Source organism: Thermalbibacter longus (genome assembly GCF_023806485.1).
GTDB lineage: Bacteria > Chloroflexota > Chloroflexia > Thermomicrobiales > Thermomicrobiaceae > Thermalbibacter > Thermalbibacter longus.
Map to the genome: position 1 here is coordinate 1 of NZ_JAMSLR010000017.1, position 13973 is coordinate 13973.

At 63.0% G+C, this 13973-nt stretch carries 13 protein-coding genes; all 13 read right to left on the bottom strand.

What is annotated here, in order from left to right; all coding sequences use genetic code 11:
- Window positions 1–63: 63 nt before the first annotated feature.
- Window positions 64–960 (bottom strand): VOC family protein, encoded by an 897-nt coding sequence (locus tag NET02_RS15295; protein WP_284058299.1) that lies wholly within the window; start codon window positions 958–960, stop codon window positions 64–66.
- A gap of 26 nt (window positions 961–986) precedes the next feature.
- Window positions 987–2630 carry a thiamine pyrophosphate-binding protein gene (locus NET02_RS15300; RefSeq protein WP_284058300.1) on the bottom strand — a complete coding sequence of 548 codons (1644 nt, stop codon included), beginning with the start codon at window positions 2628–2630 and terminating at the stop codon, window positions 987–989.
- Between the two features lie 33 nt (window positions 2631–2663).
- Window positions 2664–3452 (bottom strand): ABC transporter ATP-binding protein, encoded by a 789-nt coding sequence (locus NET02_RS15305; RefSeq protein WP_284058301.1) that lies wholly within the window; start codon window positions 3450–3452, stop codon window positions 2664–2666.
- Between the two features lie 4 nt (window positions 3453–3456).
- Window positions 3457–5073, bottom strand: coding sequence for a class I adenylate-forming enzyme family protein (locus NET02_RS15310; RefSeq protein WP_284058302.1), 1617 nt, complete (start codon window positions 5071–5073; stop codon window positions 3457–3459).
- A gap of 32 nt (window positions 5074–5105) precedes the next feature.
- Window positions 5106–6248: an ABC transporter substrate-binding protein gene (locus tag NET02_RS15315; RefSeq protein ID WP_284058303.1), complete on the bottom strand. Its 1143-nt coding sequence runs from the start codon at window positions 6246–6248 to the stop codon at window positions 5106–5108.
- Between the two features lie 122 nt (window positions 6249–6370).
- Window positions 6371–7180: an ABC transporter permease gene (locus NET02_RS15320; protein ID WP_284058304.1), complete on the bottom strand. Its 810-nt coding sequence runs from the start codon at window positions 7178–7180 to the stop codon at window positions 6371–6373.
- Window positions 7177–7980 (bottom strand): enoyl-CoA hydratase/isomerase family protein, encoded by an 804-nt coding sequence (locus NET02_RS15325; protein WP_284058305.1) that lies wholly within the window; start codon window positions 7978–7980, stop codon window positions 7177–7179. Before NET02_RS15325 ends, NET02_RS15320 begins: the two co-directional genes overlap by 4 nt.
- A complete protein-coding gene (locus tag NET02_RS15330; protein ID WP_284058306.1) occupies window positions 7977–8729 on the bottom strand; it encodes an enoyl-CoA hydratase/isomerase family protein in 753 nt (250 codons plus the stop codon). Before NET02_RS15330 ends, NET02_RS15325 begins: the two co-directional genes overlap by 4 nt.
- Window positions 8726–9907: an amidohydrolase family protein gene (locus NET02_RS15335; protein WP_284058307.1), complete on the bottom strand. Its 1182-nt coding sequence runs from the start codon at window positions 9905–9907 to the stop codon at window positions 8726–8728. Before NET02_RS15335 ends, NET02_RS15330 begins: the two co-directional genes overlap by 4 nt.
- A 17-nt stretch (window positions 9908–9924) precedes the next feature.
- The gene (locus NET02_RS15340; protein ID WP_284058308.1) at window positions 9925–10521 is read right to left on the bottom strand and encodes an amino acid synthesis family protein; all 597 of its coding nucleotides are present in this window, start codon (window positions 10519–10521) and stop codon (window positions 9925–9927) included.
- Window positions 10514–12874, bottom strand: coding sequence for a xanthine dehydrogenase family protein molybdopterin-binding subunit (locus tag NET02_RS15345; RefSeq protein ID WP_284058309.1), 2361 nt, complete (start codon window positions 12872–12874; stop codon window positions 10514–10516). The genes NET02_RS15340 and NET02_RS15345 overlap by 8 nt, the downstream gene beginning before the upstream one ends.
- Window positions 12871–13731: an SDR family NAD(P)-dependent oxidoreductase gene (locus NET02_RS15350; protein ID WP_284058310.1), complete on the bottom strand. Its 861-nt coding sequence runs from the start codon at window positions 13729–13731 to the stop codon at window positions 12871–12873. The genes NET02_RS15345 and NET02_RS15350 overlap by 4 nt, the downstream gene beginning before the upstream one ends.
- Complete coding sequence (locus tag NET02_RS15355) at window positions 13728–13973, bottom strand: dihydrodiol dehydrogenase (RefSeq protein WP_284058311.1); 246 nt, start codon at window positions 13971–13973, stop codon at window positions 13728–13730. Before NET02_RS15355 ends, NET02_RS15350 begins: the two co-directional genes overlap by 4 nt.

Below are 13973 nucleotides of genomic sequence, written 5' to 3' on the forward strand. Positions count from 1 at the left end.
GATCGTGACGTCGTAGACGTCCCGCTCACCTGGTATCTCGCTCACCTCTTCCCTCCTCGATGGTCAGGAACCTTTCCGGAACGATTCGGGTGGTCGAATGCCCCATGGAGAAAAGAGATCCGGACTGTCTCCCCAGAACGTTGTCGGAGCAGCACGGTTAGCGACAAGTGCCATCTCCGCGGACAGCTCGTACCGATTACCGTCCGGGGTCCAGAAGTACATGAAGAGGTTGCCTCCGATACTGTGGCGTCCCGGGCCAACCTCGACCTTTCCCCCCTGTGCCGCGAGCATATCGGCGAACGCCTTCATGGCTTCGATGCCAGCGACGCGAAAAGCGATGTGATCGAGCGTTTCCCCGTCGTTGCCCAGAAGAACTGCGAGGTCGTGGTGCTGATCGGTCAAATGCAACCAGGCACCTCGCCACCGCCCATCTCCGGTTAGGCGTACATCTGGGAGGTGGAAGCCGAGAACATCGCGGAGAAAGGAAGCGACAGCTTGCACATCCGTGTGGCGAAGCGTAACGTGGTCCAGGTCGAGCAGAAGCGACGAGCGGCTTTCTGGAAAGCACCGCACAGCAGGGTGAGCGTACGAGTATGAAGCTGCGGAAATCGGGGTGGGGACGACGAATTCCACTCCGTGCCCAGACGGTAAGGAAAACCGGACAGCGGCAGCGATACCGGGTTCAGCATCAGTAACGTGGATATAGGGCACGCCGTTCTGGCTCAAACGTTCTGCATACGCGGCGAGCGTTTCGGCGTCCGGAACGGCGTAGGCCACGTGACCGAGACCGGTTCCACCCGACGAGAGGCAGAGGTCGATTGACGGGTCGTGACCGCAGGCAAGGTAAGCGGTATCGTCCTGCTGCTCGACGAGCGTCAGTTGCAGTACGTCTTGATGGAATGCTAGCGCGGCTTGGAGGTCAGGAACGCGCACTTCGACATGGTGAAGCCAGGGACGCATCTCCTCTCCTTCCTGTCGCATTGGTCTCAGTGTCCTTGGAACGCGAGATCGAACCACTCGTCGCCGCGCACCGCCGGGTTGACCTTCATGTCTAGCACGATTGGATAGCGATCCCGATCACGCAGGACTTGTCCCAACGCGTACAAGTCCGCGACGGAACGAACGGTATGACCTGTCATCCCGAGTGCGCGGCCGAGCGCGGCAAAATCGATATCAGGGAAGGTCACCGTGGTGGTGTCGTAGCCCATTGGGGCAAAGTGATGCACCTCGGCACCGTAGGCACAGTCGTTGTACACGATAACAACGAGCGGCAGCTTCAGACGCGCGACCGTTTCGAGCTCCGGGAGAGACATGAAAAGTCCCCCATCGCCCACTGCGGCAATCGTGACACGATCCGGACACGCTAGTGCGGCTCCGATTGCCGTCGGCAATCCGAGCCCGATCGACTGGAACGCTTGAGTGAAGACAAAGGCTCGCTCGTCGGGTACGGTCAGATACATGATTGGATAGGCCATAAAATGCCCTGAGTCGATCGCCAGAACGCGCTCGGCAGGGAGGAGTTCATCGAGCGCCTTCGAGGCTGTGCGCGGATCGATGAGGTCCGCAGTGGACTTGTCTTCGAACGGCGTATCCTGCCATGTGGAACGACGGACGCGCTCCGCCACTTCGGGCGTCCGCCATCCCTCTTGCGCCGGTGACAAGAGGTTTGCCAGCGCACTCGCGGTCGCGCGGACATCTCCGACGCACCCGAACGCGACCGGATAACGAGCACCGATGGCGCCCGGATCGATGTCCACCTGAACGATCTCAGCCCTCGGGTCGAACAGTCTCCCGTGACGCCGCGTCCACGCCGTCAGCGACGCTCCCATCGCGAGGATCAAATCGGCCTGGCGCATAAGCTCGACAGCCCCAGGGGCCGAGAAGCCACCCGCGATACCGAGATTCCACGGGTTGCCGGCGAACAGGCCATGCGCGTTGGCTGTGGTCGCCAACAGGGCGCCAACGGCCTCGCCGAGCCGTTCGAGCTCGGCCCGAGCTCGTGAGATGACTGCGCCTCGTCCTGCAAGGATCAGCGGCCGACGGGCCGTGCGCAGCCGGTCAGCCAGGTGAGCCAGCGTCTCGATATCCGGCGCGTTGGACAGGCTCGGAAACGAACTAAGGAGTGGTGTGACGAGCTCGAGCTCGGCGACCTGGATATCTTGCGGCATCAGCAGTACCACGGGGCGACGTTCGAGGAGCGCTCGGCGCCAGGCCCGCTCGAGATCCGCGAGCGCCGTTTCCGGTGTGTGCAGGCGTTCCGGAATAGCGCCAGCAGCCGCACCGATTCCTTCCTGGTCGATGGCGAAGTTGGAGTGAATTGCACCACGGGACACTTCTGCCGTCAGTAAGAGGAGCGGAGTACGAGCCTTGACGGCCTCAACCAGTGGTGTCAGCGTGTTGGTGAAGCCCGGCCCCATGTGCACAGTGCAGAGACCGACGCGGTTCGTAACCCGCGCCCATGCATCGGCCATTGCGACCGCCCCAGCCTCGTGTCGAGCGGCGATAAACCGGACGCCACGGAGGCGTAACGCTTCGGCAACGAAGAAGTTGCCGCTACCCACGACTCCGTACAAGGTGTCGACGCCGAGTTGGACGAGGCGGTCAGCGAGTATTTCGTATACCTGTGGCACTTCACCACACCTTTCGTCTCGTAGAGGCCACCGTCAGGACGATGCGTTCACAAGCCCCTGCTGAATGCGAACCTGTTCCGAGAAGATATCGAGCACCTGCCGCTTGAGCTCCTCATGGTCACGGATGTTCTCGGGATATACATCGAGCAAGATGCGGGTCGGGCGCGCGCTGAGCACCAGGAGACGCGTCGCGAGGCGGAGGGCCTCATCGACATTGTGTGTGACGAAGAGAATGGTGACGCCAGTCTCGCGCCAAATGCGATGGAGCTCGTCCTGGAGGATTCGACGGTTCTCCGGATCGAGCGCGCTGAAAGGTTCATCCATCAGCAGCAGCTCTGGCTGGACGGCGAGTGCCCGGGCGATCGAGGCGCGCTGTTGCATGCCACCCGATAGGTGGTTCGGGAAATAGTCCTCGAAGCCAGAGAGCCCCACGAGACGCAGGTAGCGATGCGCTGTCGCCACTGCGTCCTGCCGGTTACTGCGACAAACCCGCTCGACAGCCAGCGCAACGTTCCCGGCGATCGTCCTCCAGGGCAGGAGGCGTGGCTCTTGGAAGACGTATCCGACGCGATGGTCAGCGGACTGCCTCCCCTCGAGCTTCGATCCATGCAGGTAGATCGCTCCGGAATCGGCACCCTCGATTCCGGCGATGACGCGGAGCAGCGTCGTCTTGCCACACCCATTGGGACCGAGCAAGCACACGAACTCTCCGTCGCGAACCTGGAACGACAGGGTATCGATGACCGGAACGAGAAAGGTCTTTCGAAGATCTTCAACGGCGAGCGCGATCGTGCTCGCTTGCTGGGACTGGGCCACCGGCATCGCTCTATCTCCTCTCGCGCCTATCGGCTGGACCTGAAGGAACACGCAGGTCGCAGGCGATTGCGATCGTCTCTGGCGCACGCTCACGGAGCAACCGCTTCAGGATCTTCCCGGTCGCGCTCTTCGGTAACTCGGAAGCGAATTCGATCGAACGAGGGATTTCGAAGCCCGCCAGGTGATTGCGACAGTGTTGGATAATATCGGCCGCGAGCTCGGGCGTCTCAGTGAAGCCAGGGCGAAGCACCACTACCGCATGGACAGTTTCTCCCCAAACGGCATGGCGCAACCCTACGACGGCCACTTCTCGTACCGCGGCGTGACTCCGTACGACGTCCTCGACGCGCGGGCTGAACACGTTTTCACCGCCCGAGATGATGACGTCCTTGATGCGGTCGGTGACGTAGAGGTATCCATGCTCGTCGAGGAAACCGGCATCGCCCGTTCGCAGCCAGCCATTCACCAGGACCTGCGCGGTTTCTGCCGGACGGTTCCAGTAGCCCCCCATCACCTGCGGGCCGCGCACAACGATCTCTCCAACTTGACCAGACGGAAGCGGCGTGCCGTCACCGCTCCAAACGGCGAGCTCGGTCGCGGGCAGCGGGCGTCCGGCTGAGCGGAGCAGGTGCGGCGCATCGGCTAGCCCGACACGGTGATCGTGCGGCGAAAGAACAGTCACTGCCTGGGTCGCTTCGGTAAGTCCGTAAGACTGGATGAGCTGCGCACCGAGACCTCGCATCGCTTCCTCGATCAGCGCGCGTGGGGCGGGTGAGGCACCGTAGTAGATGAACCGCGGGTGGTCCCCGGACGGGAGTCGATCACCACCCAGGAGATCCAGGCACGCCTGAATCATCGTGGGTACCATCACCGTCCAAGCGATTGATCGCGTCGCGAGGAGTTCGATTGCCTCAGCGGGAGAGAAACGTTCGCAGACGACGAGCGGCAAGCCATGGCTCAGTGGAACAAGCGCTGAGGGGATGAGGGCAGCGTGGAACAGCGGGGTGACCACGAGGGCTTCGGCCTTCGCCGGCGGTGTGATAGCAGCACCGATCTGGCCAACATTGGCAAGGAGGTTCCCCTGTGTCAGGGGAACCCCCTTCAGCGCCCCCGTTGTGCCACTGGTGTAGAGCATCAACACTGGAGTGGCAAGATCCCCCGCTGGGTGTTGCAATTCCTGCGCTGCTTCCTGCACCGAGAGCGCCGGCTGTAGAGCGAGGTCATCAACAGGCACCATGTGGAACGATGACCGCAACTGCGCTGCTCCCGCCTCTGCGAGCGCCTGCGTGGCCGTGTCGTAGAAGAGGGCACACGGCGACGCATCCTCGAGGACGGCGGCGACTTCGGCAGGGGAGTAGCGTGTATTGAGCAATACCACGATGCCACCGATATGCGCAGCCGCGAAGAGAAGCAGCAGCGTCTCAGGCCGATTGAGCGCGAGGACAGCGACGCGCGATCCAGGAGCGACGCCAATCTCCTTCCTCAGGTACTGGGCAAGACTAGCGACGTTGGCAACGGCTTCGCTGACGGTAATGACCCGTTCGTGCCAGGTAAGGAGCGGCTCCTCGGCACCCTGCTGCAGGCGGGAGAGCAGGACTTCGTTGAGCGATCGTTCGCGCAGGTGCATTGCAAGACCTCCAGCCGGCCCCGGCAGCCTGTCTACGGCTCCCAGAAGAGCGCTGCGCGAGCCTCTTCGGCATTCAGCCAGAGGTCGCTCTGGAGCAACACACCGGATTCGCGATTGAACTTGAGCTGCATCAGAATGGTGTCCTGCAGATCCTTGCTCAATCCGGCTAGCGGCGTCGTCCGCGAGAGCGCGGTGCTGATGACGTCCGGTGGCAGTTCCGTAACGTTGGCAAACGCTTGGACGGCCTTGTCATCCCCTGCCTGCCAGAGCTCGGCGACTTCCTCCTGCGCCGCGATGATGTCTTGCATGAGCTCGGGGTACTCGTCAGCGAGCTCCGGCGAGGTCATGTAGATCACGTGCACTTGCGGGGTGTCGCTGCCGGAGACCTGCTTCCAAAGCTCTTGCTGCGTGACGAGGATCTCCGCCTGGCCGGAGTTGGTCAGCCGCGAGACCGTCGGCTCCCACATGAGCAGTGCGTCGACGTTCCCGTTGATCAAGAGATTGACCGCATCCGGAGGAGTCGAGGCCTGAATGAACTCTGTATCGGTCAAGAGGTCGAAATCGTAGAGTCGACGCACCATCGCGTTAATGTCTTGCGTCGTCGTCCCACCGGGAATGCCTCCAACTCGCTTGCCACGCAAATCGGGGACAGCCGAGACGCCAAGCCCCGGGCGAACCAGGATCGAACCGAGTGTCCCGACCGCCGCGCTGAAGATCTTGAGCGGTACTCCTTGCTCGTGCATCTGCGCGGCGATCACGACGGACATGTCGATGATGTCCGCCTGGCCGGCTGCGAAGGCGTTCGCCAGCGCGCTGATCTGATCGATCCGGTTCCACTCCAGTTTCCAGCCACGCGCGCTGAGCAAGCCGAGGTCATCGATGGCTTCGCAGCCCGCCCAACCGAGCCGGAGATAGGCGAACCGGAACGTCCGGTCGGGCCGCTGCGCCATGGTCGGGCTGGCGGCTGGAGCGACCGTCGGTGTGGCCGCCGGGGTCGCTGTTGCGGCCGCGGGCTGAGTCGGTGAGGCCGCCGCAGCCTGCGTCGGGGTCGCAGCCGGAGCAGCAGTCGGCGCCGGCTGCTGCTCTTCCGACTGACACGCGGAGATCAGCAGCGAGGTGACGGCAGCCGATACGGTGCCGATCAGGAATTGGCGACGCGTGTACCGTGTGGCCATGGTCTCTCCTCCTTCTACAGCTACGCCTCTCATCGCCCACACACCACCAGCTTGGGGTTCAACGACAGGGAGGACGGATCGCACTCGATAGCCCGTCCACCGGGTCGTTTGCCAGACCACCGCTAACGCCACCGCGTCAGCCACCGCAGTAGCGGAGCGAACACGAGGTTGTCGAGCAAAAGCATCATGAGAATCAGGACGACCGCCCATGCGAAGACCGCGTCCGTGCGGAGCGTGTCGCGCGCGTAGTTCATCATGTATCCAACCCCGGTCGACACACCGAAGATCTCAGCGACCACGGAGACGCGCAGGCCTAACGCGAAAGCGACACGCATCCCTGCGAAGAGATACGGAACCAGTGATGGCACGGTAATGTGAAAAAACGTGGCGTACGGGCCGAAGCGATAGACCTGCGCCATCTCGAGGAACTTGCGGTCGAGGTTGTCAATTCCCTCGAAGACGTTGCTCAAGAGGACCGGGATGGTGATCATCAGCGTGGTGAAGATCGGCGCGCGATCGGTTAGGCCGAACCAAATGAGCGCGAGCACGATCCAGACGAAGACCGAGGTGGCATTGAGCACGGCGTTGATGTCGCGTAGCACCCCTCGGGCGGTCTGGCGGGAGCTGGCGAGCAAGCCCAGGACGAGAGCGAGTGCCGTACCGAGCAAAAAGCCTGCAGTGACCCGATACAGCGTGGCTGCAACGTGGGCCCAGAGGTCACCCGAGCGTGCCAGATCGAGGAGCGTGCGCCCCACCTTTTCAGGTGAAGGAAGGACATAGGGGCTCGTGCGCGCCGCGATGATGGCCCAGGCGACCACCAGCAGGATGAGCACGAGAATCGTGGGGGCATGAACGCGGCGAAGGAGTGCCGGAACGCTCGCCGCGCGCGGGCGCGCTGTGGCAGCGGGCTGGGCTACGCGCTGGCTGGTCATATGCCATCTCCTCTTCCTCCTCCATCCGGCGAACGCTGGTGGGTGCGCTCAACCTTGCGCGCACGCCATGTTTCGCTTGCTCGCTGGACATCTGCCGATTGGAGACAGAGCGCCAATCGATATCGCGAATCGTCGAAGGCAAGGCCGAACGGCGTCTCGAACGCGGTGCGCATCAAATGCTTGCCATGCACCGCCGCGGTGAACGGAATGGCAAGCAGCTTCTCGATGATGCGCTCGAACTCCCCGGCACCATCAAGTTCGGGGACGATCCAATCGACGAGGCCGACACGTTCTGCCTCGGCAAGCGGAATCGGATCGCCCAACAAGACGTACCGCCGGGCGAGGCCGAGCCCGAGGAGGCGCGGGAGTCGATACGGAGCCATTCCAGGGAAGAGCCCCTCGTTGATGGCCGGCAGTGCCAGGACAGCACCCTCGGCGACGATTCGAAAGTCACACGCGATCGCGAGCTGGACACCGCCGCCGAGGCAGTAGCCGTGTATGGCCGCGACGACGAGTTTGTCCATCGTCTCGATCAATCGGAACGCTTGTTCCTGCATCGGGTAGAACTCAGGGGGCATCCCTACCTCGGCCATCATGTCGAGGTCGAGGCCAGCACAGAAGGCGCGTCCCGCTCCGCGCACGACGACAAGACGAATGCCTTTATCCTGCGCGATTTCGGTTAGCGCGTCACGCAGATCCGTAACCAGTTCGACATTCAGGGCATTGAGCTTTTCCGGGCGGTTGAGCGTGAGCGTCGCGACCGCGCCGTCTCGGGATAGCAACACGGTGGAGGTGGTCATTCCCCACCTCCAGACGCGGTGATGTCCTGTTGCCGCGCCAAGCTGTCGAGTAGAGCGCTGAGAGCCAGGCGGTTGGCGTGTTGCGCGGTAAGACTCTCGCTATCGCGAAGAAAGGTCTTGAGCTGGCGTACAGGATTCGGATCGTACGCCGCGAGGTCACCTGCGAGTTCGATTGCAGCACGGTCAAGCACGTGATCAGGGACGACACGCGATACGAGTCCTAATCGGACCGCCTCGTCCGCCGGAACCTCGCGGCCGGTCAAGACCATATCGAGAAACGCACGCCACGGCAGCCGTTTCGAGTAGTACGCGGCGACGATGACTGGGGGCACCCCCTTCCGCAGCTCGGGGAAAGAAAAGCGAGCTGTTTCCGCGGCAAGCACCAGGTCGCACCGGCAGGCGAGACTGCAACCAGCACCGATCGCTCGACCCTGCACTGCCGATATGCTGATACCGGGGAAACTGGCGAGTCGTTCGTTACACGTCACTACGAGCTGGTAGGCCTGCTGCAGGCTGGACAGCGGCTCACCGTACGACGCCGGCGGGCGACCGAGGCTGAAGTCCGGCCCACTGGCGCACAGTAGCAGCACGCTGGCATCGTCGAGCAGGGTGAGTACCTGAGCGAGCTCGGCGAGCAACGCTGTACTGAGCGCGTTGCTGTCTTCCGGGTGAGCTAGGCGGACAATCGCACTACGCCCTTGTCGAGTAAGCTCGATGTACTTGAACTGCCCTGCCGTCTTGACGCTCATGCTGCTGCCCTTCGATGCTGGATGTGGACCTCACGCACCGATGGCGGCGTATTTCGACTACGCAACGTGTGTAACTGGCCATCGATGACGACCGCTGCGATTCCTGGAATATCGCCACGCGCAATCGCGGAACGTGCATCGCGGGCCACAGACCCCCATGGCGCGTCGATCACCACGAGATCGGCCGGATAGCCCGGTTCGAGAACCCCCGCGTGGAGTCGATATGCGGCTGCATTGTTCCCCGTGGCGAATGACCAGACGACCTCAGGCTCGAAGTCCGCGAGCGAGGACAACTCGACGATGGTCTTCAGCATGCCGAGCGGCATGACGCCTGTGCCGGTCGGCGTGTCGGTGCCGATGATGACCCGGTGCAGGTTGCCGGTTTCGCGCGCAAGATTGACGATACGCAGCGCAGACCGCAGGTTCCCAGCCTGCACGATCTGCAAAGCCATGTCGGTTCGAGTCACGAGAGTATCGACATCCTCGTCCGGGAGCGAGGTCGGCCCACCGTTGATATGACCGAGGACGTGAGGCCGAAGGTGCATGAGATGGCGCGCGAGAATTGGCTGTGAACCGGGAATGCTGGCTCCCCCGCAGTGAGACATCACCACCATACCGTGCTGCTTGGCCCAGCGCACTTGGGGCTCGCCGTCCATCGGGTCGGCATAATCACCGAAACCGAACTTCGCCAGGCGTATGCCAATTTCGGCCAGCTCCCGAAAGTCGTCCTCCGTCAGCGATGGCTCGAGGATCACGCTGCCCGCGTGAACCTTCATGCCTGCGGGATGGAAGTGTGCGTAACAGTGGTAGGCTGCGACGGCCAGCGCTTTCACCGCGTGGCGGTCGTGTGGCCGACCGGGGGCATGCACCTCGGACGCCGACACGACAGACGTAACGCCGCCATGGACGTAGCTCTCCAAGAAATCCACCGTCTTCTGGCGAGGGGTATAGTCGCCGATGACCACGTGGCAATGCGAATCGATTAACCCCGGCGCGACAGTCATGCCGTTGGCGTCGATAACTTGGTCAGCCTCGCTTATGTGGCCAGCGAGCTGGTCACGGGAACCAACGGCCGTCACAATTCCGCTTTCAATGACGAGCGTATCGCTCTCTCGGTCGATGGGCTTGTCGAATACGCCGGTAAAGAGCGTGCCCACGTTGGTGATGGCGATCTTCATTCCCACCACTCCCCGCGCTACGTGCGCTGCGCTTGCAAGCGCGCGAGCGCCTCTTCCTTCGAGAGCCCGCCGAGCCGAGCGTGCAGGCGTCCGCGATTCGCGAGGACAACGACGACGACGATCTCATCTGGCAACGGTGCGTCTGGCACGCGGACTTCAAGGGTGTCGTAGTGGCTCCGTACCCATAGTTCGTCCTTGAACGCAAGAGGGACATCGATCGCTGTACCCGGCGGGCCAACCTTGCTGTTCGATGGAATCCACGCCCGCGCGCCTCCGAGTGCCTGGCGCAGGGCGTCGCCGAAGACCGAGGTGATGCAGGCAATCGCGTGCTCCTGTTCCCCGGCCATACCAGCGATCGCCGCTTTGCCGTAGCTTTCAGCGGGGCAGCCGAGACACTCGAGCGCGAGTTCGCCGAGAATGCGACCAAGCTCACCTGATGGCCGAATGAGCGCCGACAGGTCGTCGGCTAGAGGCTGCCCTGCGTAGGGATTCGTGATCACCGCGCAAGCTGCTACCCGACGCAGCGGCCCGTTCGCGTCTGCCCCACCGAGCGTGCTATGCGTCTCGTCAACGATGGTGTACAGCTTCCGGATCTGTAACTGCCGATCACTCACCTGTGCCTCCTTCTCGCTCGGTTTGCATACAGGCAATGGCTTGGCAAAGCTGTTCAGCGGTATGTGGCATATCGAGGTGCACTACACCGAATGGGCGAAGCGCGTCGAGCACCGCGTTGCTGATGGTTGGCGGAGCGGCGATCGCGCCCCCTTCGCCAATGCCTTTCACCCCGAGCGGGTTGGACGGCGAGGGAAACTCGTACAGTGCGGTCTCGATGGTTGGGAGGGCACTAGCCCTGGGAAGCGCGTAGTCGAGTAACGAGGGACTTGTGAAGTAGGCCTGTGGCGTATATGCCGCATGCTCGAACAGTGCTTGGCCGATGCCCTGCGCGACTCCGCCGTGCACTTGCCCCTCGACAATCATCGGGTTGATCGCACGACCGCAGTCGTCGACGGCAATGTAACGCCGCAGGTGAACTTCACCGGTCGAGGGATCGATCTCCACAACCGCTAGGTGGACACCAGCGGCATACGTATAGTTCGGCGGGTCGTAGGTTACCTGGACGGTCAGGCCAGGTGATTCTCCCTGCTGATGGACCGCAGCGGAATAGTAGGCTGCTGAACAGACCTCCTGAAAGCCAACGCTCCGCATCGGCGAGCCGCGGACCGTGAAGGTCCCCTGGCAGTAGTCCACGTCCTCGGGAGTACACTCCAGGAGGATAGCCGCGATGCGCTTAGCGCGGTCGAGGAGGCGTTGCCCAGCGATATACACCGCCGAGCCGCCGATCGTCATCGATCGCGTGCCGAACGTGCCGAACCCAAAAGGTGCTGTTGCTGTGTCGCCGAACTCGACTCGGAACGACTCGATCGGCAGCTCGAGCACCGAGGCGGCGATCTGCGCGAAAGCCGTTTCGTGCCCCTGCCCGTGCCCCGCGGTCCCGACCCGAACCGTTACGCCGCCCGAAGGGTCTGCTGTCACGGTCGCGCTCTCCCACAACGGGGACGAGCCTTCCATCGCGGCTGCAGTGGACGGTGTCGCTCCGCCGAGTTCGACATACGCGGCGATACCGATACCGAGAAGCCGCCCCTGCTCCCGCGCCTCGCGTTGTGCAGCTCGAAGGCCCTCATAATCCGCAAGCTCGAGCGCGCGATCGAGCATGACGTGGTAATCGCCGGAGTCGTAGGTCAACCCAGTTACGGTAGTGAAAGGGAACGCACCGCGCGGTACGAAGTTCCGGCGTCGGATCTCCACGGGATCCATCTCGAGCTTGGTCGCTACCATGTCGATCAGTCGCTCGATGAAGTAGATCCCTTCCGGCCGCCCCGCACCGCGATATGGGCCCGTCGGCACGGTGTTGGTGAAGACGCCGTACCCGGTCACATCGACGGCGGGTATGGCATAACAGCCGTTCAGCAACGGGAGCGTGCGAGCGAGGACAACTCCCGAGGTATTCGGGTAGAGGTATGCCCCCAGGTTGAGCCACACCTCGCCGCGTAGTCCGAGTATCCGACCATCGCGGTCAGCAGCGATCTCGAGATCGGCGAGCTGATCACGCCCGTGCGTGGTGGCCAGAAAGTGCTCGCTTCGCGTCTCGATCCACTTCACCGGAGCACCGAGCACCATGCTCGCGTAGGCCACCGCCACTTCGTCGGGGTACATCGGTTCCTTCGCACCGAAAGCCCCTCCGACGTCGGGCATGATGACCCGGATATCTTGTTCGGGCAGACCGAGGATCTCTGCGAGGAACCAGCGCGTATGGTGGGGGCGCTGCGTCGAGAGCCAGCAGGTTAAGGTCTGGCGAGCTGGATCATAGTCGGCAACCATCCCACGTGGCTCGAGTGGATTCGGCACCACGCGATTGTTCCGCATCTCCTGCCGAACGCGCACAGCCGCCTTGGCGAACGCGGCCTCGACATCGCCCTGTTGGAGTCGCCGGGAAAAGGCGATGTTGGTTTCGAGCGACGGGTGCACGAGCGGGCTGGTGGCTCCCCGGGCTTCGTTGAGCGAGCCCACGGCAGGCAGCGTCTCGAATTCGAGCTGGATCGCTTCGACCGCATCGAGTGCAAGAGCAGGAGACGTAGCGACGACGAGCGCGATGGGCTCCCCCTGGTACCGTACGATCCCATCTGCCAGTACCGGGGGCGCTGGCAAGGCTTCGTGCGTAGTCGGAGGCCGGCGTATGAGCGGAATCGGCCGTACGCGAGAGGCGATGTCCGCCGCCGTCAACACGGCGACCACACCCTGAAACCGGGCCGCGGCCGCTGTGTCGAGGAGCGTGATCCTGCCGTGGGGCACTGGGCTCCGTAGAAATGCAGCATAGAGCATGCCCGGCAGATGAACGTCACCTACATAGGTTGCACGGCCGGTCAGGAATCGCCGGTCCTCGACACGCCGAATCGAGCGACCGATCACCGCATCTCCTCCTCCGCGAGATGTGCGATCTTCACGGTACCGGCGACGCCTCGCCCACCATCTGTGTGGATGACCGTTCCCGTCACGACGCGACTGCACATATGCGACGCCAGGTAGACGTAGGCCCAGACGTGGTCGGAGGTTTCCGGTGTGACCAGCAGGGGCACCGAGCGCCGAATGCGCTCTGCTCGCTCAGGGCGCTCATCGACCTGGGTCTGGCCCTCACCGAATGTCTGAAGTCCACGCAGCGATGTTCCGACTGTACCGCCTGGAGCAACGCCGTTCACCCTGACGCGTGGAGCGAGTTGATAGGCAAGATGAGTCACCAGACCGCGCGTCGCAAATTTGGCAGCGCCGTAGAGGATCCCTCCTCCCTCGGGATAGAACGCCGCTGTCGATAGCGTGAGCACGATCGCGCTCGGCTGGCGAAGGAGCAGGGGAATGGCGCACCGGACGGCGAGGAGATAGGACAAAACGTTCGTCGTGAAGATCTCGGAGAAGGCCTCCGGCAGCAGGCGCTCGTCGAGATCGAGGATAGTTCGGTAATAGTCGAAGACACCGACAGTGCACACCAGCGTATCGAGCTTACCGAAGGAGTCGCGCGCGCACTCGACCGCTCGCTGCACGTCGGTGACTTCGGTCGCCGAGCCGCAGACTGTGAGGAGCGGCGCATCGGTCGTCGCCTCATTCTGTAGTGCAGCGAGCTTGTCCGGATCCCGCCCGAATGCGACGACAGAAGCGCCCGCGCGCACGAATCCGAGCGCAACCGCGCGACCGATTCCGGAGGTCGCGCCTACGATCAGCGCGACCTGACCGTCGAGCAGAGAAGCGGTCGGGATCGGCTGGAGCCCTGTCACGATGGCCCCCAGGGGTTTTCGAGCATCCGGGAGAAGGTATCGACGGGCTGCCAGCTAATCGCTTCGAGCTCCAACGGGTCGAGATGGATGGTATACCCGAGTTTGGGAGAATGGATCTCGAGTCGCTCCCCGTTGCGCGTCCGGACCTTGCGGACGTGAGCTTCAGCGAACTCGTTCTTGATCACGATCGTCTCGGTTACCGGTTCCAGTGCTGGCCATGCGGCATGATTCTCGTGCTCCAT